The organism is Paenibacillus chungangensis (assembly GCF_042675905.1).
GTDB lineage: Bacteria > Bacillota > Bacilli > Paenibacillales > Paenibacillaceae > Pristimantibacillus > Pristimantibacillus chungangensis.
In genome coordinates this window covers 723,499-746,564 of record NZ_JBHTJZ010000005.1, presented here as the reverse complement: position 1 = coordinate 746,564, position 23,066 = coordinate 723,499, and the positions used below count along the sequence as shown (strand labels likewise).

The 23,066-nt window shown below is 53.0% G+C and carries 20 protein-coding genes and 1 pseudogene; 4 read left to right on the top strand and 17 right to left on the bottom strand.

Features of this window, described 5'->3' with window-relative positions; translation table 11 throughout:
• Positions 1-20 precede the first annotated feature (20 nt).
• Complete coding sequence (locus ACFQ2I_RS05990) at positions 21-215, bottom strand: DUF896 domain-containing protein (RefSeq protein WP_377562772.1); 195 nt, start codon at positions 213-215, stop codon at positions 21-23.
• Between the two features lie 251 nt (positions 216-466).
• On the opposite strand from ACFQ2I_RS05990, the gene ACFQ2I_RS05985 reads away from it, so the two are divergent.
• Positions 467-1,000 (top strand): hypothetical protein, encoded by a 534-nt coding sequence (locus ACFQ2I_RS05985; protein ID WP_377562771.1) that lies wholly within the window; start codon positions 467-469, stop codon positions 998-1,000.
• 734 nt (positions 1,001-1,734) lie between these two features.
• On the opposite strand, the gene ACFQ2I_RS05980 is transcribed toward ACFQ2I_RS05985, so the two are convergent.
• The gene (locus ACFQ2I_RS05980; RefSeq protein WP_377562770.1) at positions 1,735-2,055 is read right to left on the bottom strand and encodes a LysM peptidoglycan-binding domain-containing protein; all 321 of its coding nucleotides are present in this window, start codon (positions 2,053-2,055) and stop codon (positions 1,735-1,737) included.
• A 217-nt stretch (positions 2,056-2,272) separates the two neighbouring features.
• Here ACFQ2I_RS05980 and lexA point away from each other — a divergent pair, with 217 nt between their 5' ends.
• Positions 2,273-2,893, top strand: a complete 621-nt coding sequence (lexA, locus tag ACFQ2I_RS05975) for a transcriptional repressor LexA (protein ID WP_377562768.1) — start codon at positions 2,273-2,275, stop codon at positions 2,891-2,893.
• 145 nt (positions 2,894-3,038) lie between these two features.
• Here the strand turns inward: lexA and glnA are convergent, their stop codons facing one another.
• From glnA to mutS, 12 genes and pseudogenes are all read right to left on the bottom strand, one after another.
• Complete coding sequence (glnA, locus tag ACFQ2I_RS05970) at positions 3,039-4,367, bottom strand: type I glutamate--ammonia ligase (protein ID WP_377562767.1); 1,329 nt, start codon at positions 4,365-4,367, stop codon at positions 3,039-3,041.
• 32 nt (positions 4,368-4,399) lie between these two features.
• Positions 4,400-4,807, bottom strand: a complete 408-nt coding sequence (locus ACFQ2I_RS05965; protein ID WP_377562766.1) for a MerR family transcriptional regulator — start codon at positions 4,805-4,807, stop codon at positions 4,400-4,402.
• Between the two features lie 80 nt (positions 4,808-4,887).
• The gene (locus tag ACFQ2I_RS05960) at positions 4,888-6,192 is read right to left on the bottom strand and encodes a methionine gamma-lyase family protein (protein ID WP_377562765.1); all 1,305 of its coding nucleotides are present in this window, start codon (positions 6,190-6,192) and stop codon (positions 4,888-4,890) included.
• 22 nt (positions 6,193-6,214) lie between these two features.
• Positions 6,215-7,189: an AAA family ATPase gene (locus ACFQ2I_RS05955; protein ID WP_377562764.1), complete on the bottom strand. Its 975-nt coding sequence runs from the start codon at positions 7,187-7,189 to the stop codon at positions 6,215-6,217.
• Between the two features lie 98 nt (positions 7,190-7,287).
• Entirely contained in the window at positions 7,288-7,866 is a 579-nt protein-coding gene (locus tag ACFQ2I_RS05950; protein WP_377562763.1) for a YdcF family protein, read from the bottom strand.
• A gap of 95 nt (positions 7,867-7,961) precedes the next feature.
• Positions 7,962-8,519: a DUF402 domain-containing protein gene (locus ACFQ2I_RS05945; protein WP_377562762.1), complete on the bottom strand. Its 558-nt coding sequence runs from the start codon at positions 8,517-8,519 to the stop codon at positions 7,962-7,964.
• A gap of 178 nt (positions 8,520-8,697) precedes the next feature.
• Complete coding sequence (locus tag ACFQ2I_RS05940; RefSeq protein ID WP_377562761.1) at positions 8,698-11,211, bottom strand: PBP1A family penicillin-binding protein; 2,514 nt, start codon at positions 11,209-11,211, stop codon at positions 8,698-8,700.
• Between the two features lie 179 nt (positions 11,212-11,390).
• The gene (gene hfq / locus ACFQ2I_RS05935) at positions 11,391-11,636 is read right to left on the bottom strand and encodes an RNA chaperone Hfq (protein ID WP_377562988.1); all 246 of its coding nucleotides are present in this window, start codon (positions 11,634-11,636) and stop codon (positions 11,391-11,393) included.
• A gap of 24 nt (positions 11,637-11,660) precedes the next feature.
• Positions 11,661-12,626 (bottom strand): annotated as a pseudogene (gene miaA, locus ACFQ2I_RS05930) (tRNA (adenosine(37)-N6)-dimethylallyltransferase MiaA); the annotation flags it as partial.
• Positions 12,613-13,410: a class I SAM-dependent methyltransferase gene (locus ACFQ2I_RS05925; protein WP_377562760.1), complete on the bottom strand. Its 798-nt coding sequence runs from the start codon at positions 13,408-13,410 to the stop codon at positions 12,613-12,615. The pseudogene miaA and the gene ACFQ2I_RS05925, both read right to left, overlap by 14 nt.
• The gene (mutL, locus tag ACFQ2I_RS05920; protein WP_377562759.1) at positions 13,407-15,449 is read right to left on the bottom strand and encodes a DNA mismatch repair endonuclease MutL; all 2,043 of its coding nucleotides are present in this window, start codon (positions 15,447-15,449) and stop codon (positions 13,407-13,409) included. Before mutL ends, ACFQ2I_RS05925 begins: the two co-directional genes overlap by 4 nt.
• Positions 15,450-15,488: 39 nt before the next feature.
• The gene (mutS, locus tag ACFQ2I_RS05915; protein ID WP_377562758.1) at positions 15,489-18,116 is read right to left on the bottom strand and encodes a DNA mismatch repair protein MutS; all 2,628 of its coding nucleotides are present in this window, start codon (positions 18,114-18,116) and stop codon (positions 15,489-15,491) included.
• 354 nt (positions 18,117-18,470) lie between these two features.
• Between mutS and ACFQ2I_RS05910 the strand changes: the two genes are divergently transcribed.
• Both ACFQ2I_RS05910 and ACFQ2I_RS05905 read left to right on the top strand, forming a co-directional pair.
• The gene (locus ACFQ2I_RS05910; protein WP_377562757.1) at positions 18,471-18,809 is read left to right on the top strand and encodes an ArsR/SmtB family transcription factor; all 339 of its coding nucleotides are present in this window, start codon (positions 18,471-18,473) and stop codon (positions 18,807-18,809) included.
• Positions 18,810-18,811: 2 nt separating this feature from the next.
• Positions 18,812-19,249: an SRPBCC family protein gene (locus ACFQ2I_RS05905; protein WP_377562755.1), complete on the top strand. Its 438-nt coding sequence runs from the start codon at positions 18,812-18,814 to the stop codon at positions 19,247-19,249.
• A 347-nt stretch (positions 19,250-19,596) separates the two neighbouring features.
• Here ACFQ2I_RS05905 and ACFQ2I_RS05900 read toward each other — a convergent pair whose 3' ends face one another.
• The 3 genes from ACFQ2I_RS05900 to ACFQ2I_RS05890 all read right to left on the bottom strand — a co-directional run bounded on the left by ACFQ2I_RS05900 (position 19,597) and on the right by ACFQ2I_RS05890 (position 23,017).
• On the bottom strand, positions 19,597-20,667 hold the full coding sequence (locus ACFQ2I_RS05900) for a putative amidoligase domain-containing protein (protein WP_377562987.1): 1,071 nt from the start codon (positions 20,665-20,667) through the stop codon (positions 19,597-19,599).
• Between the two features lie 527 nt (positions 20,668-21,194).
• Complete coding sequence (gene cotE / locus ACFQ2I_RS05895; protein WP_377562753.1) at positions 21,195-21,764, bottom strand: outer spore coat protein CotE; 570 nt, start codon at positions 21,762-21,764, stop codon at positions 21,195-21,197.
• A 290-nt stretch (positions 21,765-22,054) separates the two neighbouring features.
• Complete coding sequence (locus ACFQ2I_RS05890; protein ID WP_377562751.1) at positions 22,055-23,017, bottom strand: aromatic acid exporter family protein; 963 nt, start codon at positions 23,015-23,017, stop codon at positions 22,055-22,057.
• Positions 23,018-23,066: the final 49 nt, after the last annotated feature.

Genomic DNA, 23,066 nt, shown 5'->3' with positions numbered 1-23,066 from the left:
CGCTGCATGCGACTTTCTAACTAGTGCTTAATCATGTCGTCATCATCTTCGACATACTTAATGGAATCCATTTGCTGTCGAAAGTTTCTTCTGAAGTTGTCCAAATAACGTCGTCTCAATTCATCACGCTCTTCGATTTCTTCCTGCGCAAGTCCGACTTCTTTGTTTTTCCTCGACAGCTCGTTAATTCTTGCGATCAATTTCTCCATATCCATCTCTTTACCCCTCCCCACATCCACGAAGCAAAAGTCTATCTCATACTTTGACATTTCACCCCCATCATTGTCAAGCTTCTGCAAGTCCCGATCAACACTTCAATATATAGCAAATCTCCGTATATCAGTATGAACAAAAAAAGACGCCTTGTAGGCGTACGTTCACCACTCTCTTCCGGCTCGTATGCTCCTTTACGGCGCTCCAGTGTAGGATATATCGGGGGCCGCTCGGATGAGATTTCGTCTCTTTAGTGTTGGCTACATACACTGCAGGCTCGCTCGGACGGAATTTCGTCTCTTTAGTGTTGGCTACATACACTGCAGGCTCGCTCGGACGGAACTTCGTCTCTTTAGTGTTGGCTACATACACTGCGGGCTCGCTCGGACGGGATTTCGTCTCTTTAGTGTTGGCTACATACACTGCGGGCTCGCTCGGACGGGATTTCGTCTCTTTAGTGTTGGCTACATACACTGCAGGCTCGCTCGGACGGAACTTCGTCTCTTTAGTGTTGGCTACATACACTGCGGGCTCGCTCGGACGGGATTTCGTCACTTTAGTGTTGGCTGCATACATTGCAGGCTCGCTCGGACGGGATTTCGTCACTTTAGTGTTGGCTGCATACATTGCAGGCTCGCTCGGACGGAATTTCGTCACTTTAGTGTTGGCTAGGTACACTGCGGGCTCGCTCGGACGGAACTTCGTCTCTTTAGTGTTGGCTACATACACTAATCCGACTCGCACGATTCAATTCAATTGCTTCGGGTATTCAACTCGAATTTTATAAACTCTATATCAAAAAAAACGCCTAGCCGCGCTCCCTTTCACTACTCTTTTCCGAATCGCCTACTCCTTTCGTGGCTCCAGTGCAAGATCATACACCAGTTCGACTCACACGTCGCTAGACACTATCTACGGATATTCAACTTGAATTGTATGCATTAATTCAAGAATAAATTATCTTGTTGGGCAACAGGCTTCGCCAGTGTTCGTTCTTTGGAAGTTCCGATTGTCACTCTTACGGATGCTATCGAGCTTATTACTTCTTCAATCCCACTTTTCCTGCTTTAACGGTTGCGTGGGAACCTATTTCACACAGTAACATGCGATATCTCACTTTCCGCGCTCCATAAGCTCCAGGGCAACAGTTAGCCTGCAAATTAGCCCATTATAAGCCGATTAAGCTCTGTGGCAACCGATAGATCGCTTACAGCCCACCACTCGCACACTTTCCTCGCACCAACCGTGGTCGCATCGCCTATAAATAATTTAGAAATTTTTTTATTGCTAGAAAGCTTTTATCGAGGCCCTTCAAATATGTGCGACCAAAAGTATACAAAGCAAACTCGCATCGAAAGGATAAGGTTGGTTTTATTTCATATTACAATTTTGGAATTCGATCATCTCGAAAATTTATAAATGCTGATGTGGTAAAAAAGCCTTCCAAACCACTAACTGAGTGGCATGAAAGGCGCTATTCAAGAATTGATCAATTCTTGCAGGCAAAAGGGAACGCCATTATCATTCCGGTACAATCAGTTGCTGGCCCGGGTGAATCGTAGACGATGTCAGCCCGTTGCGCTGCTTAATCTTGAACACGATATATCCAGTGTCTTCGCTGTCATCGGAAACACGGCCAGCGATAGCCCATAGCGTATCCCCGTTGGCAACGGTCACGACTTGCTCAGACCCCATCGGAGGAGCCACGTCTGTTCCCGTTGCCGTAACGCCCAGCATAAGGAAGCTCGTCAATAAGAGCGCCATAAGCAATACACTTGCAGTCACCTTAATGGAACGGCTTGTCCATACGTTTCTCAGCCCGTAATAGACTGATTTTTTCATCCCTGTACTTCCCTGCACACGATATATAGATTGGTATGTACTCTCATTCATCAGCATTATCATCAACACCCCAAACATTTGTTCTGATACAAGAATACCACGAACAAGCGTTCCGGTCAATAAAAAATGAGAACTCACGATCTCAAGAACTTATGTTTGTACGAACCCCGGTTCTGTGTTATAATTTTACACAATATGAGAATTGGAGTTGATGACAGTGAGTAAAGTATCCAAACGCCAAATGGCTATATTAGACTTCATCAAGCAAGAGGTGCGTGACAAAGGATACCCGCCATCCGTTCGTGAGATTGCGGAAGCTGTAGGGTTGCTCTCCAGCTCCACTGTCCATGGACATCTGGATCGCCTAGAGAAGAAAGGCTACATACGACGCGATCCCACCAAGCCCCGTGCAATTGAGATCTTGCATGGAGACAACGACAGCAATGTCATCCCGTTGCCTGTCAAGCACGTGCCGATCGTCGGCAAGGTTACTGCGGGCATCCCCATCACAGCTACGGAGAACATCGAAGACTACTTTCCAATGTCCACCCAGTTCGTGGGCGACAATAACGTCTTTATCCTGAACGTCGTAGGCGACAGCATGATAGAAGCTGGCATTCATAACGGAGATTATGTCATTGTCAGGCAGCAGCAGACGGCTAACAACGGCGACATCGTCGTGGCAATGACGGAAGATGACGAAGCTACGGTGAAGACCTTCTATAAGGAGAAGGATCATATTCGCTTGCAGCCAGAGAATTCCACAATGGAGCCGATTCGCCTGAATGCAGTCAGCATTCTCGGCAAGGTTGTGGGACTATTCCGGGACATGCATTAATACCTGCCTTATTATATATCCAATTCATACAAACACAAGCAAGCTCCGAGTCAACAGGCCCCGGAGCTTGCTTGTATTCGTATGACGACTTCCACTGTTCAGTTGTAAAGGCGGAGACCATACGGTCTCCGCCTTTCGCTCTTGATTAATATTGTCTCAAATAATGCTCTCTTTCCCACTCATGCACTTGTGTACGATACATATCCCACTCAATCTCTTTCAACTCGTAGAAGTGGGATAGCGCATGCTCGCCGAGTGCATCGCATATGACGTCGCTGCGGAGCATCTCGTCAAGTGCTTCTCTCAAGTTGAACGGAAGGCTTGGAATACCGAACTCCACGCGCTCTTCATCAGACATGATATAAATATTGCGATCGGTTGGCGCAGGCAGCGACAACTTGTTTTTGATGCCGTCCAGTCCAGCCTTCAACATAACAGCAAGCGCAAGATAAGGATTGGCCGCCGGGTCAGGGTTCCTCACCTCGACACGGGTTGACAGTCCACGCGAAGCAGGAATACGGATCATTGGCGAACGGTTGCTCGCCGACCATGCGACATAGCAAGGCGCCTCATACCCAGGCACCAGTCGTTTGTAGGAATTGACCGTCGGATTCGTTATCGCCGCGAACGCTCTGGCATGCTTGAGCACGCCCGCCATATACTGACGCGCTGTGTCACTAAGGCCAAGCTTGTCGTTCTCGTCATAGAAGGAATTGGCATCCCCTTGGAACAAGGATTGGTGGCAGTGCATGCCCGAACCATTGGCACCGAATAACGGTTTCGGCATAAAAGTAGCATGAAGACCATGTACACGCGCAATCGTCTTTACGACCAGCTTGAACGTCTGAATTTGGTCAGCCGCTTTCACCGCATCCGCATATTTGAAGTCGATCTCATGCTGGCCAGGAGCAACTTCATGATGGGACGCTTCAATCTCGAAGCCCATCTCTTCCAATGTAAGCACAATCTCACGGCGGCAGTTCTCGCCCAGATCCACCGGCGCCAGATCGAAGTATCCGCCCTGGTCGTTAAGCTCTGTCGTCGGTTCGCCACGCTCGTCCGTTTTGAAGAGGAAGAACTCCGGCTCCGGCCCGACATTCATGGAAGTGAAGCCCATCTGCTCCGCTTCCTTCAGCACGCGCTTCAGGATGCCGCGCGGATCGCCCGCGAACGGTGTGCCGTCAGGCATGTATATGTCACAGATAAGTCTTGCCACACGATCTTCGGATACCCACGGGAATACCACCCAAGTATCCAGATCCGGGTATAAGTACATATCCGATTCTTCAATACGCACATAGCCTTCAATGGAAGAACCGTCGAACATCATTTTATTGTTAAGCGCTTTATCCAGCTGGCTTACAGGTATTTCAACGTTTTTAATCGTGCCGAGCAAATCGGTGAATTGTAGACGAATGAAACGGACATTTTGCTCCTGCGCAATACGTTTAATATCTTCTTTCGTGTAACCCATGCTATCATCTCCTCTAATCCAAATGATTTTGTTTAGCGCTTGTAGTAGCTTTGAAGCTGTCCTTGAATCATGGAAGTCTGGCCAGGCTTCTTCTCAAGCAATTGCTGCTTTAACATACGGCGTAATTGCTGCTCGCTGAGCTCGCGGCGGGTTTCCTCGGATTTCGCGCTTACCATTGTCGCTTCCTCCGAATCATTGGATACCGGATTCATGACTTGCTTAATTCCTGCAATATTGACACCTTTCTCAATTAGCGACTTGATCTCCAGCAGACGCTCCACATCGTTGAACGAGAACAATCGTTGATTGCCTGCCGTTCGTGCAGGAACGATTAACTCATGCTGCTCGTAGTAGCGAATCTGTCTGGCTGTCAGATCAGTTAGCTTCATTACAATGCCAATTGGAAATAACGCCATATTTCGACGGATCTCATCAGCCATGTCGCACCAACCTTCCAATCCTCGTTAATACCCTCATTGTAGCGTTGCTACATAAATGTGTCAAGAAATGTTAGGTTTGATTACAACTGATCCATTAACCCGCGTACAGCCATTCTGTGGAGAGCGGTGAGTATACCGTATTTGGCATGTGCATAGGTTAATCCACCCTGCATATATGCGATATATGGATCGCGAATCGGCGCATCGGCCGACAGCTCCAGGCTGCCGCCCTGGATGAAGGTGCCCGCAGCCATAATGACGGGATGCTCATAGCCTGGCATGTCCCAAGGCTCCGGTACGACATGAGCATCTACTGCAGCCGCAGCTTGAATCCCCTGAACGAATGCAATAAGATGATCCGGGCCGGCGAAGCGTAGCGCTTGAATCAAGTCCGTGCGCGGCTCATCCCAACGCGGGCTTGTCTGAAATCCAAGCTTGTCAGCCAAACCGGCAGCCAATATGCTGCCCTTCAACGCTTGGCCAACAAGATGAGGCGCAAGGAACAACCCTTGATAGATAGAGCGCAGCGTTCCCATTGTCGCCCCGACTTCTCCACCGATGCCGGGAGCGGTCAACCGGTAGGCGGCCGCCTCTATATATTCCCGCTTCCCGGCAATATAGCCGCCTGTCTCGGCCAAGCCGCCACCCGGATTTTTAATGAGGGAGCCCGCCATCAGATCGACGCCAACTCCAGTCGGCTCCTGAAGCTCGGTGAACTCGCCATAGCAGTTGTCCACGAAGACGATGACGTCGGATTTCATCTCTTTTACACGCTTTACAGCTTCCGCAATGTCCGCAATCGAGAAGGAGCGCCGCCAATCGTAGCCGCGTGATCGCTGAATCCCGATCACCTTCGTCCTCTCGTTGACCGCGGACCTGATGGCGTCCCAATCCATCTCTCCCGACGGCAACAGCGGCACCTCTCCGTAGGAGACGCCCCAGTCGCGTAGCGAGCCCATACCGTCGCCGGGCTTCCCGATGACCTTGTGCAGCGTGTCATAAGGCTTGCCTGATATGTACAGCAATTCATCTCCCGGACGCAATACGCCGAATAAGGCGCAGCTGATCGTGTGGGTTCCGGAGGCGAAGTGGGGCCTGACAAGCGCTGCCTCGGCTCCCATCGCTTCGGCATACACCTCGTCAAGCACCTCGCGTCCACGGTCGTTATATCCATAGCCGGTTGAGCCAGAGAAGTGATAATCACTCACTTGGTGGCGTTTGAATGCCTGAATAACCTTCCACTGATTTTTTTCCGCTATTTTCTCTACCTTGCCGAATGCATCGCGCGCTTTGTCTTCCACTTGCTCCGACAAGCCCTCCAGCTTCCGCCAGATCTCATTATTGTCTTGTTCTAGCATCAAGTTCATCTCTAGCTGCTTACTCATGTTCTTGTTCTTCCTTTCCTCGTCACACCTTCAAATCCTCCGGGCGGATGGCCATCAACTCGCCTTTCCCCGGTACGGAATTGGCATATTGCCCGATTAACCTTACGGCTTGATGGCGAATAGCCTTCTCGATCATATTCCGTACATACCTCGCATTGCTGAAGGAGAACAGCTCGCTTTGCTTCTCCTGGACAAGCAGCTGTCTCAGCTTGAATACCGTAGCCGGCATGAGCGTGTAATCCCGCTCCTTCACCATGCCTTCGCCGATCTGAATCAATTGGTCGATAGAATAGTCCGGGAATGCGATCTGGATCGGGAAGCGCGACGGCAGCCCGGGATTCGTCTGCAGGAATTGTTCGATCTCCAGGGGATAGCCTGCCAGTATGAGGACGAAGCCGTTGCGATGATCCTCCATCGCTTTCACAAGCGTATCGATCGCTTCCTTGCCGAAGTCCTTCTCCCCGCCTCTAGCCAGACTGTACGCTTCATCGACGAATAATACGCCGCCAAGCGCCTTGCGCACCAACTCTCTTGTTTTCTGAGCAGTATGCCCAATATATTCCCCTACCAGATCAGCCCGCTCCACTTCGATCAGATGCCCCTTAGATAATATGCCCATTTTCTGGAACAGCTTGGCGACGATGCGGGCGATCGTCGTCTTCCCTGTTCCGGGATTACCTTTGAATATCATATGATAAACTTGGGAGCCTCCATACAAACCCGCTTCTGTCCGCATCCGGCTAACATAGAGAAGCGCATAGATTTCATACACAAGAGACTTCACGTTGTCCATTCCGACCATCGCTTCCAGTTCTTTCTCGATGTCGGCAAAGTGATCCACATCCGGCAACGGTTTGACCTGAGGCAAGGGCTCATCTTGCAGCACCGGTGCAGCTGAAGCCAGACCGTAGCTTTCCTGGCTTCTGAGCACGACGTTAATTTGCCGCGACGGTCTGGTTGATCCGCTGCCGGAGGCAGATATGACGTGCTCGTTCATTGACACACACATCACCTGTCCTTTGTAGAGAAGCTCGGTTAACCACCGCACTACAAGTGTATTCTATGGATCTGTCCTATATTAGCAGAGTTGCAGGCTCATATCATCGAAGCCTCGTCCCGCAAGCCAGACCATAGGGATAAGGCGTCCAGCTTCCATTTCGTATAGGCCAGTATTTCTCTTAAGGAATGATACACCGGGCTGAGCACTTGCGATGTTACGCCTGCCACCTGCACATCCCCCATATCCAGGAAATCCGCAATATCGCCTGCGCGAGCAGCATGATAATCATGCGTAATGAGCAAATAGGACTGTACGTTCTCGCGTTCTCCTAGCCCCCTGCTGTAGTATAAGTTCTGATAAGTGCTGCTTGCTTTATCCTCCAGCAGCAAGTCTTCCTCCGGCACACCTCTGTCTGTCAAATAGTTCCGCATGCCTTCCGCTTCCGTAATCGAGGAAACCAGCCCTCCAAGTCCACCGCTTAAAATCAGCCGGTCGACAACTCCCTGTTCATAGAGGGACAGTGCCAAATTCAGCCGTTCCTTAAGCGCAGGGCTAGGCTGATCGCGCCATAACGCTGCTCCAAGCACAATTCCCGCGTCTGCGGGAGCGAATTGCTTCTTCATATCATAGCTCTGAATAATCCAGAAAACGTAACCAACCCATAGCAAACCCATACACATGATCGCCAAAATCATGCGTAACAAGAGAGGCCACGACCGAAGGCGTTTCTTCCTTCTTCGCGGCCCTTTTCTACTCCTTGTCGCCGTCTTCATGATTCACTTAGCTCCCCTGTTCTTCGCAACAAGCTCTTGTGATGCTTCAAGCTGAGAGTGAAGTAGCGAAATCTGCCGTTCCTGATGCTTGACAAAAGACGGCCGGCAGTCTTGCGGGCCAACGCCACATCCTTATGGCTAACGTCACCTTGCCTGAGAGCGTCCTCCAGCTCATCTTCATCCATTAAATAAACTTCGCCGCTCGGCAATACAACTACATCCAAGTACAAATCGTCGAACCAAGGAACCTTCTGATCCGTTAAGCCTTGCGTTTTGCATACGTCAATATACCACTGTACGACACGACCCTTGTCATCAAACATCGTCGTGACGACGAAATGCTCCCCTTTCGGGAAATGCTGCATCCATAAATATCCACGATCCGCCAGGCACAACCTTCGCCCGTCGTATTCCTTCCATAACGGCTCGCGCAATTCGTGAATACGGTAAAAGGTCACCAGCCCTTTGAACTCATCGCCGTCAAGCGACAGGCAAGAGTAGCTTTTGCGCAAGATGCGGCGCCAGTTCGCTCGATCGGAAAATTTTCTTTTCATCCGAAACTTACCTTTCCGTTCATTTAGGAATGCATCCTATAGAAAAAGATTACCATATCTCAATGTCCATCTCCAGTGAACGAGTAAAATAAACCAAGCCCGCTCATCCAATGCGTCAAAAAAAAAACAAAAGAAGGTCCACCTCAACGATGGACCTTCCAGCTGTTCCAAGTCATTATTACGCCGCATCCGGAGTCGTTGACGGTGTCACGGATGGCACGGTGCTTGCCGCCCCGGAATCTTCTGCCTGACCTGTGCCCGGATGAGGACTTTCGATCGGTGGAGAGCTCGGCATCTCGGTGCCGGATTGCCCTTCTTCTTCATCCGGAACCTCAGTGCCATCGTCAGACTGATCGTTATTGCCATCCGTCTGCCCCCCGTCCAATTGCCCGTCGTCACTCGGCACGCCAATGCCAAGGTCTGGATTGGCGATGTCAGGATCCAACGGGATTTCCGGAATACCCAGATCTCCATCCGGAATTTCTACTGCGATGGCAGCCGAGTTCGCGCTTCTTAAGTTCGATGCGGAATCGTGGGCTACAACGTAATATTCATACGTTTTGCCCGGGAATACAGTCATATCCGTCACCTTCGGCAGTACCGCTTCAGTGAACAAGCTGTATGCGGTGACGCCAACCTCTCTGCGATATACTTCATAAGAGACATTGCTCTCTTCGCTAGCATCCCATGACAACTCCACGATAACGCCCTGCTCCACATAGGCGGCCTGGAAGCCCGTCACAGCCGCAGGCGGCTTCTGTTCCTTTATATTGTCTGGGCGCTTGAAGCTTCCTTTGTCTACATGCTCCATCGCCGGTCTCATGACTTTAGCGAAGAAGGCGGCGGCTTGCGGACTGCCCTTCTTCAGCACATGATCCTTATCTGTATTGTCATAACCCATCCACACGGCAGCCGTCCATTCCGGTGTATAGCCGACGAACCAGGCGTCGCGTATGCCAGACCCGGTATAACCCGGAATGCCGTGCTGCGTCGTCCCCGTCTTGCCTGCGAGCTGACGACCGAATGCGGCGCTCTGACCGGAGCCGCCTTTCTCCACGACAGCCTGCATCATTTCGGTCAAATACCAAGCTGTCTCCGGAGACATTAACTGCTGCGCTTTAGGAGCTTCATACGTGTACGTGTATTTCTTGTTATTTTTGTTGCCTTCAATCTTCCTAATCGTGTGTGGATCGACAGACTTTCCATCATTGGCCATGACGCTGTATGTCGTCGCCATCTGCAGCGGAGAGGCGCCCTTCGTCAATCCGCCCAGCGCGATCGTCAGATTGCGGTCTTCCTTCTCCAGTGTGAAGCCAAGCTTCTCGGCAAAAGCGATACCTTCACTGATGCCGACTTGATCCAGCAGCCAGACGGAAGCCAAATTGCGGGAATCCTTCATCGCTTGCTTCATGCTGACCGGCGTCGGACCCCAGCGGTCTCTCGGACAATAATCGTTGAAGCATTTTTTGTTATTATCCAGTATCGTCCAAGGGAAAAATGTGCCCGACTCCAAAGCAGGCCCGTAGGAGACAATCGGCTTGAATACTGATCCCGGCTGTCTCGGCTTGTCTACACGGTTCCAGCCTCGTTGTTCATACTCCCGACCGCCGTTCAACGCCTTAATCTCGCCTGTACGGTGGTCGATAATGACCATGGCGCCCTGGACGATATTTTCATCGATACTCTCTTCGAAATTGCTTGCATCGTTGAACTCCTTGTCCATCGCGTCCTGAGCTTTCGGATCAAGTGTCGTATAAATATGATAGCCGCCTACACGCAGCTCCTCTTCCGATAAGCCCGTCACTTCGACGGCTTCCTCAATGACGAAATCAACGAAACCGTGATAAGAGCCAACCTTATACTCAGCCTGGCTGACAGGTGCCTCATAATCTGCCGCCCTCGCTTCGTTCATCTCTTGCTCGCTAATATAACCCTGATCATACATCAGTCTCAGAACAACCGCACGACGCTCCTTGGAGAATTCCGGGTTATTGACCGGGTTGTAGCGGTTCGGCGCTTTCGGCATTGCCGCAAGCGTCGCGGATTCCCAGAGCTCCAGCTCCGACAGGTCTTTGCCGAAGTAATATTCCGACGCCGCCTTCACGCCATGTATGCCTTTGCCGAAGTAGATGCGGTTCAGATACATGGTCAATATCTCATCCTTGGACATCTGTTGTTCCATCGCTACCGCAATGGATGCTTCAGTCGCTTTCCGGAAGAAGGTCTTATCCGCTGACAGGAACACGTTTTTCGCCAACTGTTGAGTGATTGTGCTTCCGCCTTCCACGGCGCTGCGGGCGATGATGTCCTTCACGACCGCTCGGCCGATCGCCCAGAAGTCCAGACCGGAGTGATCGCGGAAGCGCTGGTCTTCCGTCGCGATGACGGCGTTAATCAGCTGTTCCGGAATTTCTTTGAATTCCGCCATCTCGCGATGTTCTTCATAGTCGTACAGCTTGTTGATTTCATTGCCGTTGGCATCGTAAATGATGGACGCCTCCCCGAATTCCAGCTTGTCGCCATGCTCCTCCAGTATGCGTTCGCCGTTCAGGATGATGAGTAGATACCCCACGATCGCACAGACGATGCCAAGCACCGCCGTGAAGAATAGTCCGTAGAACCATTTCCGTCCCGAAAAACGTTTCTTCTTTTTCTTTGTTTTTACAGAATGTTTATTCGACTGTCCAGCCATGATGTTCCCCCCTGTACCCATTGTGCCACTATCAAATTCCGTATGACGTTCCCCGTGCAATTCTCAGCCGTGCGAGCAGCGAAACAACAAAAGCAACCCGTTGTAGGCGGGTTGCTCCTGCATGCCGCTATCTAATAAAACGCAAGAAGTCATCGGAAAGTTTCATTTGGTAAAAAGAGTTAACTATCCGATGAGCTGTTGTCCTGTTGCATAAGCGATACGTTGCGTTGAGGCATAAATGTGGAAATCGCATGCTTGTACACCATTTGCTGACGACCTTCGCTATCAATAATGATAGTAAAATTATCGAATGCTTTAATGGCGCCGCGTATTTGGAAGCCGTTCATTAAAAACACGGTAACCGGAATGTTCTCTTTGCGAAGCTGGTTCAGGAACGTATCTTGAATATTGATAGATTTGTTCATTTGGACGTTACCCCCGTCAAAAAAAGATTGGTTAGAATGATATTCAAGATGATCTTGAAACTTTCCTGCTATTATAGCATGAATTCGATTCAAATTGTTGTGAAAATTTTCCCCTGCATCAATCCAACGTATATCCTGCATATGGCGGAACCATGACAACTGGCGCTTGGCAAATCTTCTGGTATCCCGCTTCAACCGCTCCACAGCGGCCTCATAAGCCATCTCCCCGCGCAAGTAAGCGGCAATCTCCTTATAGCCGAGCGCCTGCATCGGGACGGTATGCGGAGGCTTCTCCATGCCCAGTAGTGTCTCTACTTCTCCGACTAGCCCCTCCTCAAGCATGGCGTCAATGCGCTTCTCTATACGACGATACAGTTCCGCACGGTCCATTGTCAACCCGAGCAGCAGTAGCTCGTACGGCGACTCACGCTTCTGGTTCGCCTGCTGACTGCTGAAAGTCTCCCCTGTCAGATGATATACTTCCATCGCCCGAATAATCCTCCGCTGATCGTTGGGATGAAGCCGTGCTGCCGCTTCAGGATCGATCTTCGCCAGCTTTGCATGCAGCGCTTCCCTTCCATGCTCCTCAGCATATTGCTCCTGGCGCTGCCGGAAAGCTTCATCCGAGCCGATATCGGCGAACTGATATTGATAACATAGCGACTCTACATACAGTCCGGTACCGCCTACGATGAACGGCAGCTTCCCCCTGCTGTGGATATCCGAGATGGCGGCGCGCGCATAATCCTGGAATTCAGCCGCCGAGAAAGGCTTTGCAGGATCGCATATATCGATCATATGATGGGGCACGCCTTCCATTTCGGATTGTTTAATCTTCGCCGTGCCGATGTCCATTCCCCTGTACACTTGCATGGAATCACCGGATATGATCTCCGCATTCCAACGCTTCGCAATTTCCAGGCTTAACGCCGTCTTGCCGACTGCAGTCGGTCCCAGCAAGACGAGCAAAGGGCCTTTATCCTTCTCCAACCTGAATCACTCCGTATGCAATTTTCGTCGATTTCTTGGACGGCAGCTCCAGGAACCCCAGCCGCTCGAATTCCTCGCTGCCATATTGCTCCTTCAGCACGACAGACTTGCGCGCAATCCGCTTCGCATGTCCGATCGCTTCCGGCAGCAGCGCACCGCTGTTCGCAACGGTTCGAATGGCGCCGATGGAGCTGGATTCATATACCGGCCGGCGGAACATGGGATCGAAATAGACGATATCCACGCTGTTGTCCGGTTGCTGCTCCAGATAATCCGCATGATTGCGGCATTGCAGCGATATTCGGCGCATGGCCGCGTCCACATCGGGAAGACCGGATTCGTAAGTAGCCAAGCCTTCGCTCACGATCGCATGAAGTACGGGCTCGCTCTCCAGCGCCGTCACGTTGCCCTCCGCGCCCGCCGCATAAGCGAACACGAGTGAATCAGCGCACAATCCCGCCGTACAGTCGAGCACGGCATCGCCTCTGCTGCAGCCCGAATAGGCAATGAGCGGGTCGCTCTCTCCGGCGCGAAGGCGCTTCACGCGTACCAATGCCATGCTGGGATGGTAGAACAGCGGCGTATCCGGCTGATTGCCATTCCCGTCATAGAATCTGACACCTTCTTCAGTAACAACGATAACCCGGCGGTTGGTCTGCTCTCCCACAAGCTTACGCACAGTCGCGTTGCGTCTGGCCACGAGCGGAATATCCAGTTGCCTCGATAGCCTTCTCGCTTGTGTCAGCAGCGTCTCCGAAGGCTTGACGGACGTCGTAACAATCATGACATCACCCGCTTGAACATTTTCTCTAACTGATAAGTAGACAAATGTACGATAATTGGCCTGCCGTGCGGGCACGTATACGGCTGTACGCATGTTGCCAGCCGCCGCAGAAGCCCTTCCCCTTCTTCTCTCGTTAGCCGGTCATTCGCCTTGATAGAAGCCTTGCACGAGCACATGATCGCCGCTTCCTCGCGCAGCTTGCCGATATCGATCCCCTTGCGCTCCCGAATGATCAGCTCGGCCATCTCCTCCAGAATCGATTCCTCTTGTCCCTTCGGCAACCATTCCGGACATGCCCGAACAAGGTAGGTCTGGGCTCCGAATGGTTCCAGCTCAACGCCTGCTGCAGACATCAGATGCAGCAATTCCTTCAACTGGGCGGCATCGCCCGGCGTGAACTCCAAGGTGATTGGCACGAGAAGCTGTTGACTTGCAGCTACAGGATTCCCAAATTTATGAAGATAATACTCATAATTGATTCGCTCATGCGCAGCATGCTGGTCAATCAAGTATAAGCCGTCCTCCGCTTGCGCAATCAAATAAGTGCCATGGTGCTGTCCGATCCAGTGCAGCTCCGGAAAGCCCTTGCTCTCCGAAGCCGAAGTCTCGCGGACTGCAGTTGAGTCTGCAGCTTGCAAGTCCGATTTCGTTACCGCAGCAGCGTGAGAGAACTCCGCTTCCGATTCAATCGATAGTGGCGGCCCGTCCATTGGCGTTTGCTGAAGCAAGCTTGCGTCTCGGAAGGAGCCGTCGCTGCCGGCAACATAACGTTCCCCTGCTAAGCCATCGGCTGCTCCCCGCTCGCGGAACGATTCGGTTCGCTCCGGATTGGGCGGAGCATATAGCCGTTCTGTTACATCGGCAGGAACATACTTCCGATCGCCGAATCCACCACCGCAATCGGAATGACGTACTTTCGCTGCAGATGTGGCCGGAATGGGCGGCTGCGAAGACGTTGGCGTGCGGTCGCTCACATGAAAGGAGATGGCATCCTGCACATACTGCGGTCCGCTGCGATCTCTGCGACCAGTGTCCATTCCCGGCGTATAGCGCTGTGCATGCAGCGCTTCCTTCACCGCCTTCTCAAGCAGCGCTCTCAGTTCGACTTCCTTACTGAAGCGCACCTCCATCTTGGACGGATGCACGTTGACGTCGAGCAGGCTTGGATGCATGCCGATCTCCAGTACGGCAAGCGGATATCTGTTGATCGGAAGCAGCGTATGATAAGCTTGCAGCAGCGCTCCGTTAATGCTGTGACTTCTAATATAACGTCCGTTCACGATCGCCGTAATACCATTGCGGTTCGCGCGGGTCAGCTCCGGCTTGGACACATATCCCGTTAATGTATAGTCGCTGTCAGACGCCTCCGTCTTGAGCATTGCTTTCGCCGTATTGCGTCCATATACCGCAGCTATCACCTGCAGACGGTCTCCCGTACCCGTCGTGCGCAGCAGCACATTCCCGTTATGCTCCAGCGTAATGGCAATGCCGGGATGCGCAAGGGCAATTCGGTTCATATAGTCTGATATATGTCCCAGCTCCGTCGGAATCGACTTCATATATTTCAATCGGGCCGGCGTATTGTAGAACAGATCGCTGACGCTCATGCTGGTGCCGATCGGCGCATTGACGGGTTCGTCGGCCGTAATGACGCCACCTTCGATGCGCAGCCTTCTGGCCAGACCGGTATCACTGTCCGCGGATACGCACTCCAAGCGCGATACAGCGGCGATACTGGAGAGCGCCTCCCCGCGGAAGCCCAGGCTCGCAATGCGGAACAAATCGCTGCTCGTAGCAATTTTGCTTGTCGCATGGCGGAGGAAGGCGGTCTCCATATCTTCTCTTGAGATACCGCCCCCATTATCCGTTACTTTCATCAGCGTCAAGCCGCCTTCTTCAATCGACACATCGATCGTCGTGCTTCCCGCATCGACGGCGTTTTCCACCAGCTCCTTGACGACCGACGCTGGACGTTCCACAACTTCTCCAGCCGCAATTTGGTTAGCAAGCTGCTCATCCATCACTCGAATTCTCGTCATAGCCGATCCTCCTCTCCGAATAATGCGAACGAGCCTTTCTTAATCGCTCAGCTTCTGCTTCATCTCGTTCAACCATTGCATCGCCTGCATGGGCGTCATATTGAACAGATCCAGCTTGCGCAAATTCTCGGCGAGCTGCTCTCCCTTGGAGCTCCCTTTCCTGGGTTCCGAATACGCTTGTGCAACAGCCGCTTCTTCGAACATCGACAGTTGTACGATATTCTTCCGCCGCGATTCGATTGAAGGCACTGAAGCTTGAGTAACGGGAGTGTCAGCATTACCTGTCGCTCCGGATTGCTCCAGTAGATCATAAGCCCGCCCAATGATTGAGGAAGGTAACCCGGCAAGCTGCGCGCAATAGATGCCGTAGCTCGTATCTGCAGCACCCGGAATGAGCTTGCGCAAGAATGTCACGTCCTTGCCGCTTTCCTCGACAGCCATCCGTGCATTCACCAGCGACGACAGCGACTGCTCCAGATGCGCCAGCTCGTGGAAATGCGTCGACACAAGCGCTTTGCAGCCGATATGATGATGAATGTACTCGATAACCGCTTGTGCAATGGCCATCCCTTCGCCTGTGGATGTGCCCCGGCCCAGCTCGTCGATAATGACCAGACTGGACACCGTCGCTTTCTCGGTCATCACTTGAATATCCTTCATCTCCACCATGAAGGTACTCTGACCGCCGATCAGGTCGTCCGCCGCGCCAATTCTTGTAAAGATGCGATCCGTTAGCGGTATGACGGCACGCTTCGCAGGCACGAAGCAGCCGATCTGAGCCATAATGCCAATTAGCGCCACTTGACGCATATACGTGCTTTTGCCTGCCATGTTGGGGCCGGTTATGAGCAGAATCGAGCGGTCGGGACGGGCCAGACTCGTTCCGTTCGCAATGAAATTCGCCCCCTCCATCACAGCCTCTACAACGGGATGACGTCCATCCTCTATGGTCAGATCGTACGCTTCACCCACTTCCGGCCGCGTGTACCTCCGCTCGGCGCTTACAGTAGCCATGGACTGATAGACATCCAGCTCCGCAATAAGCGCAGCAGCTCTCTGCAGACGATGCAGATGCAGCGCGATGTGATCGCGAAGCTCCAGGAAGCGGCCGTATTCGACGTCTACCATTTTGTCCTCTGCTTCCAGGATAAGTCTTTCCTTCTCCTTCAGTTCCGGAGTTACGAACCTCTCCGCATTGGCAAGCGTCTGCTTGCGCTCGTATCTGCCTTCAGGCAGCATGGACAGGTTCGCCTTGGACACTTCAAGGTAATAGCCGAACACTTTGTTGTAGCCGATCTTGAGCGACTTGACGCCCGTCGCCTCGCGTTCTCTTCGCTCCAGCTCCGCCAGCCACTTCTTGCCGTTCGTGCTGGCTTCGCGCAGCTGGTCCAGGTAATCGTCATAACCGGTTCGGATCAGGCCGCCCTCCCGAATCGACAACGGTGCATCTTCCACCAGCACAGTGTCGATCATATCTGCGAGGTCGGCACAATCGTCGGCATTCTCGACGAGACTAATCAGCACGTCGGCACCGGAACGCATGCACATCTCCTTCAGCTCCGGAATGCGGCGCAGAGAGGATTTCAGCGCGTTCAAATCACGGCCGTTCGCATTGCCGTAGGCCACTCTCCCGACGAGTCGTTCCAAATCGTAGATCGGCTGTAGCTGAGCGCGCATATCTTCACGCAATATGAGATTCCGGTGCAACGTCTCCACGGCATCCAGCCGGCGAGTTATCGCTGAGGAAGACAGCAGCGGCTTGTCGATCCAACGGCGCAGCAGCCTCGCCCCCATCGCCGTACCCGTGCGGTCTAGCAGCCACAACAGCGACCCCTTCTTGCTGCGGCTCTGCACCGTCTCCGTCAGCTCCAGATTGCGTCGCGTATAATGGTCCAGCACCATGAATTGATTCGGTTCGTAGGCGGTGATCGACTGCATATGGGACAAGGCACGCTTCTGCGTCTCTTCTAGGTAACTAACAAGAGCGGCGACAGCCTTGCGTCTGGCGGCGCTAAGCTCCTGCACTTGCTCCTCGCCGAACTTCTGCCGCAGTTGCTCTTCGCCCTTCTCGCCGTACGCCGTCATCGGCAGCTGCCTGTTCCATGCCGCTTCCGCCTTCAGCTTCGCGAGCAGTTCCCCGTCGCCGACGAGCTCCGACGGTTCATACACCGTAAGCTCGTCCAGCAGCGCCGTCATGCCTTCAGGGAACGAGGTCACATAGAGCTCACCCGTAGACAGGTCGCATGCCGAGAGGCCCAACATGCCGTCAACACTTACGACGGATGCAATGAAATTGTTCGTCGTACCGTCCAGCGACTTGTCCTCCATGACCGTGCCCGGTGTGATGACTCTTACAATCTCCCTGCGCACGACGCCTTTGGCCGTCGATGGGTCTTCTACTTGCTCGCAGACCGCCACTTTATAGCCTTTGTCGATCAGTCTGCTGATATAATTGCTGGCGGAGTGATAAGGCACGCCGCACATCGGAATCTTTTCCTTTCCTCCGCCCTCCCGTCCAGTAAGCGTAATCTCCAGCTCTCTGGCGGCAAGCACGGCGTCGTCGAAGAACATTTCATAGAAGTCGCCGAGACGGAAAAATAAAAAAGCGTCCTTTGCTTCTTCTTTTATAGCCAAATATTGCTGAATCATCGGAGTGTAACCAGCCACTTGCGTTCCTCCCGAAAATTGATAATGAACACCATCTCATCATTATAGCAATCGGCGGAGGGCGATGCACTAGTCGGCAGCTAATTTGTAGTACATGAAACCGCCAAATTGCTTCCTCCGCACCAGTGAGAACGGTCTATCGCTCAAAATGGTCACACTGGGGCACGGGGTATACTGAAAAGCGGGACTTAACGCTCATTTTGGCTGCATAGAAACGAGAGCAGTTTAAACACTGCTTAGCGATAGTATTAGAAGAGATAACGAGCTACGTGTCAAAAGAAATTCCAGGAAGCTTGACACGATCATTCGTTGTTTATTATATTTAATTATATCCTTAATTAAGGAGTTGCTAAATTGGTTGCGAAAGATACACTCAGCCTCATCTTCGCGGCTCTCGCCGATCCAACACGCCGAAATATCCTGACCACACTGTCACAGAGAGCCGCTACCGTAGGTGAAGTCGCTGAACAATTCGAGATAAGCGCCCCCGCTATCTCCCAGCACCTCAAAGTGCTGGAGCGAGCAGGACTGATCGAACGAACTACGAACGCCCAGTGGCGGACCCTTACGATACGCACGGAGCCTCTCGATGAGGCATCAGTCTGGGTCGATCAGCACCGCCGCCAATGGAACCAACGCTTCGACGCACTGGAAGAACATCTCAAAACGATGACCAAAAAGGAGGAACAATAATCATGTCTGCATCCCCATCGGAATTCACCATTACACGAACATTAAACGCACCCCGCGAACTCGTGTGGCGCGCCTGGACTGAAGAGAAGGAGCTTGCCGCGTGGTTGCCATCAACACCCCTGGAGTCCATCACCTTCGACGTCCGCCAAGGCGGGCGCTACCGTTATACTATGATTAATGCCGAGACCAAGGAGGAATTTCACACCGGAGGCGTGTTCCTGGATGTCATTCCTTTCGAACGGCTCGTCTTCACCTGGGGCTACCCCGATGCTCCCGTCGAGAATTCCCCCGTCGTGACCCTTACCCTCGTTGAGAACGGCGACAGCACCGAGATGATCTTCCACCTCCGCGGATACGCAGGCCACCCTGGTGATCAGTTCGTGTACGACGGCTGGTCCGGAACATTCGACAATTTGACGACACACCTGCGCGGATGTTGAAAAGCCCGGATGGCGGCGCCAAAATTGAGCTATATATGTTGAACCATTGAGTGGCTCATACTAATAGTGCAGACAACGGACGGGCTAAACGTGGGAGCTAACTGGAAAAACTACAGGTCATTGCTCTAGATTCGCATGTTTTTTTAGATATAACCACAAAAACTACAGTTGTTTTTTCCATTTCTGCTAGTAAGCACCGAAAGACTGAAATCCACCTGTACTAATTCCAATTAGATGCAACCTTGTTCCCCATTTTCACACATCTAACTGTACTTTATCCAGTTAGTCGTCCCCTTGTGTATCACATCAAGAGAGCAGTTTAATCGTTCATCCAATATAGTAAAATTTCATAAAGGGACGCGCCACTTGTAGCGAAAGTCCCGCTTCTCATCCCACGTCTTGCCCTGCCGAGCTGCGTCAAGCAACGGCTCGATGTATGCCGAGAGCGCCGAATAGCTCTCCGTCGCCGAAAGCGTCCTAGCGACGTCATCCAGGCAACCGGCGAGCTCCGAGCGATCGCCGGCGTAGTAGGCTGCCGCATACCGTTCGCCACAAGCGGGTATGCGCGGCATCCGATGCGCTTCGCGGGCGCACAGCAACGCCAGCGCGAAGGCGGCCTTGGCCGCTGCCGGGGCAATGAGCCAGCTCGGCAGCGTGCGATATTCGAACCCGCCATGCGGCTGATGGCGGAAGTCCCCGAGCCCGCCGTAGCGGGGACGTCGCCCCCGCCCGGCGGGGTCCTCCACCAGCGCGAGCGGATACGCCAAGCAGCTGTCGAGGCAGCGGAGCAAGCGCCCGGTGAGCGGCGCTCCGCTTATATGGATGTGCCCGCCGAGCGCCAGCCCCGGCAAGGGCATCGCACCTGCGACCCAGCGCAGCGACGGGTCGCTCACCTTCGCGGCGGCGCGCAGCAGCAAGCGTCGCACATTCGCGGCCAGCGCGGCGGGATCGGCTGCCGGCGCGGGCCGTAGCTCGGCGACGGGGTAGAGCAGCCGCCGCCTCACTAACAGCGCGTCGGTGCCGGCCGCACCGGCGGCGCCAGCGCCGAAGAAGCGCGCGGCCGAGGCTAGCCTGCCGTCCGGCCGCAGCAGCGCGAACTCCGGATCGGCGCCAAGCAAAATGCCCTGCCGATCCGCATCGCCGCCGCTTGCCGCATACCACTCGGCAAGCGGCTTCAGCACCGCCTGCGGCAGCTCGGCGGCGCCCAGCGGACGTGCGCGGCGCAGCGACACGCGCCCGTCACCGCCAAGCGCTACCTCCGCCTCTCCGGCATCCAGGCGGAGAGCGTACAGCGCCCGCACAGCGGTGTACGCCACGCGACGCAGCAGCGTATCTGCGGGCCAGCTGTGCACATCCGCCGGCCATTGCGGCGGCGGTAGCAGCTCGCCTCCATCGTTATCGGAGCGTCGCAGCGACACCGGCGCCAAGCAGACCACCTGCACCCGATACGTCCGCTCGCTCTCCAGCCCATCACGGACGGGCAAGCCGCATCGCCGCCACAACGCTCTCTGCTCCGACTCATCCATCGACAGCGCTGCTGAAGCTCCCGCATTCAGCAGCCACGCGTCCCGACAACGGGAATCTAGCATCGCTTCACTTGGCCAAGCCGGGAGGATGGCGTCGCCGATCCCCGGCGTGATCCCGGAGACCTTGACCGACTGACCAGGAGGCGACCATCGCGCCGCACGGGAAGGCGACTGCTTCCCGCGACAATCCAGAGTTGCAGCGGGCATGAATTCCTCGTCAGTCCCCGGCTGCCATATCCATAATGTCGGCATACGCCATATCACTCCTCCCCCCCAATACGCCGCTTCCACACGCGCTTACCGAAGGCGTCAGGAGCTCATTCACCGCCCAATCCGCTTCCGTCAAACAAAAAGAGGGCTTCCGCCCTCAAGCCTGCCGTATGCCCGGCATATAATGCGGTACTAGGCCGCATAAAAAATTACAGCTCATCGTCGAGCAGATCAGAATCCAGATCCTCAAAATCTCCATCTTCTTCGCCAAGCGTGAAAGCCATATCCTTGTCGTCGATGTCGCTGCAGCCGCCTGGTACGACTGCTACGCATACTTTCGTCTCGGCGACCATCTCAACCGCAAATTCGCGCTCGACGCGAACGACAACGCTGGAACCGTTCGAAGAAATATTCGCTTCAATGCAATTCGGCTCCTGAAGCACCTCTGCGGCAACCTCCTCCGTCGACGCCCTATGTTTCGGATCCACATATGAGAGCGGCACATTCTCCACGAATTGTACGGATTCCTTGGCAACATCCGTTTGCGAGTTATCGCTGTAAGAATACCAGATATCAATGTCGTAAGTACCGATCACTTCAATGCCGTCACCTGAACGAACCGCTTCATACTGATGGTTGATAATCCATGCGCCCAGAATGCTGGTAGGCTTATGAGGCGGTGTAACGGTATGGGTGACTGTTGTAAACTTACGACCCTTGCCGCAGACAGCTTTCGTAATTATTTCTCTGTACTGGAGCTGTTTATCTGCAATAGTCATTGACTTAACCTCCTCCATACAATCATTCATTTAAAGTGTATGCAGGTCATAGGCGTTTGTTGATTAAACAGGTCTGCAAAGCGAGAAATTTTACACGTCCCATCCCAAGGATATCGCCTACGCGCAATACACCATAACTCGCCATCGACTACCACGCCGCCGGACGCTGATAGTCCATATGTATGCTACCGTTTTGCGCCTTATGAAAAATTTTTTACGAAATCTTTCGAGATGAACATGTAATAATAGAAAGATAGTATTTGACATCGAGTGCGAATGCAGCCCAAAAATCACTTCACAACCGTCTCCCTCGGCTTCTTCTGGAGCCGCTTCGCGATGGACAAATATCGCTCCAATTCGCGTAGCAGATTGTATAGCGTGGCCCTCACCTCGAATTCCTCCCGAGTTGCCGGCAATTGCATCTCCTTGAACCTTCGCTTCATCTCGAGCAGCTTGCGCTCCGCTCCGCCGCGGTATACCTCGGACATCACATCACCGGACAACTGCTCCAGCAGCTGCGCCATCCATTCGTTCTGAGGCAGCTTCTCATAGACGAAAGCCAGATCTGTCAGCATCGCACTGATGGAGTCCAATTGCTGCCTTCGCATCTCGAAGTAAATGGCCCAGTAGGGTTCATGCCCCCACAGCCGGTTCTCCTTGCTGCGCAAAGACAATTGGCTTCCATCCCGAATCGCCTGTTCGACGGCGATCAGTTCTTCTCCCCCCCATAAGTGGGCGGGATCGCGCAGCGTCAGGGCCATCTGCCGGAACATCTCGCCGAACATCCTCTCCGTCTCTATTCGCAGCCGCTTCAAGCCATGCTCTTCCTTGGGCATGTACAGAAAATTAATAATCGTTGCCCAGCCAAGCCCGACGAGCAACAGCACGATTTCGTTAGCAATTAGCGTACTGTTGACTTCACCATGATCAAAGATGTGAAACACGATGACAGAGCTAGTTAAGATGCCGTCCTTCAATTGGAATCTAGCCAAAATGGGGAAAGTAATCATTATAAAGATCGCCAAAGACCAATATTGAAAGCCTAACAGCACAAAGATGAGCGAGCCGAAAAAAAGACCCAGCACTGATGCGACGAACCGAATGAAGACGCTCTTCAGCCCTTTCATTCGCGTCACTTCAACACCGAGTATAGCCAAAATACCGGCGGATAAAGCCGGATCTATTCCTAAATACAAAGCCGAATAAATGGCCGCGATCGCTGCAACGGCTGTCTTGATGACGCGAATTCCCATGGTGCATTCCCTCAAGTCCGAATAAGATGTCGATACTTGGCCGATATAG

Excerpts from the sequence above, each read along its gene's own strand:
- hfq (WP_377562988.1), bottom strand. The coding sequence starts at position 11,636 with ATGAACAAATCTATCAATATTCAAGATACGTTCCTGAACCAGCTTCGC.
- ACFQ2I_RS05990 (WP_377562772.1), bottom strand. The coding sequence starts at position 215 with ATGGATATGGAGAAATTGATCGCAAGAATTAACGAGCTGTCGAGGAAA.
- cotE (WP_377562753.1), bottom strand. The coding sequence starts at position 21,764 with ATGACTATTGCAGATAAACAGCTCCAGTACAGAGAAATAATTACGAAA.
- ACFQ2I_RS05890 (WP_377562751.1), bottom strand. The coding sequence starts at position 23,017 with ATGGGAATTCGCGTCATCAAGACAGCCGTTGCAGCGATCGCGGCCATT.
- ACFQ2I_RS05955 (WP_377562764.1), bottom strand. The coding sequence starts at position 7,189 with ATGAACGAGCACGTCATATCTGCCTCCGGCAGCGGATCAACCAGACCG.
- ACFQ2I_RS05905 (WP_377562755.1), top strand. The coding sequence starts at position 18,812 with ATGTCTGCATCCCCATCGGAATTCACCATTACACGAACATTAAACGCA.
- glnA (WP_377562767.1), bottom strand. The coding sequence starts at position 4,367 with ATGGGTTACACGAAAGAAGATATTAAACGTATTGCGCAGGAGCAAAAT.
- ACFQ2I_RS05945 (WP_377562762.1), bottom strand. The coding sequence starts at position 8,519 with ATGAAAAGAAAATTTTCCGATCGAGCGAACTGGCGCCGCATCTTGCGC.
- ACFQ2I_RS05980 (WP_377562770.1), bottom strand. The coding sequence starts at position 2,055 with ATGAAAAAATCAGTCTATTACGGGCTGAGAAACGTATGGACAAGCCGT.
- ACFQ2I_RS05950 (WP_377562763.1), bottom strand. The coding sequence starts at position 7,866 with ATGGGTTTGCTATGGGTTGGTTACGTTTTCTGGATTATTCAGAGCTAT.
- ACFQ2I_RS05940 (WP_377562761.1), bottom strand. The coding sequence starts at position 11,211 with ATGGCTGGACAGTCGAATAAACATTCTGTAAAAACAAAGAAAAAGAAG.
- mutL (WP_377562759.1), bottom strand. The coding sequence starts at position 15,449 with ATGACGAGAATTCGAGTGATGGATGAGCAGCTTGCTAACCAAATTGCG.
- ACFQ2I_RS05925 (WP_377562760.1), bottom strand. The coding sequence starts at position 13,410 with ATGATTGTTACGACGTCCGTCAAGCCTTCGGAGACGCTGCTGACACAA.
- ACFQ2I_RS05960 (WP_377562765.1), bottom strand. The coding sequence starts at position 6,192 with ATGAGTAAGCAGCTAGAGATGAACTTGATGCTAGAACAAGACAATAAT.
- ACFQ2I_RS05965 (WP_377562766.1), bottom strand. The coding sequence starts at position 4,807 with ATGGCTGATGAGATCCGTCGAAATATGGCGTTATTTCCAATTGGCATT.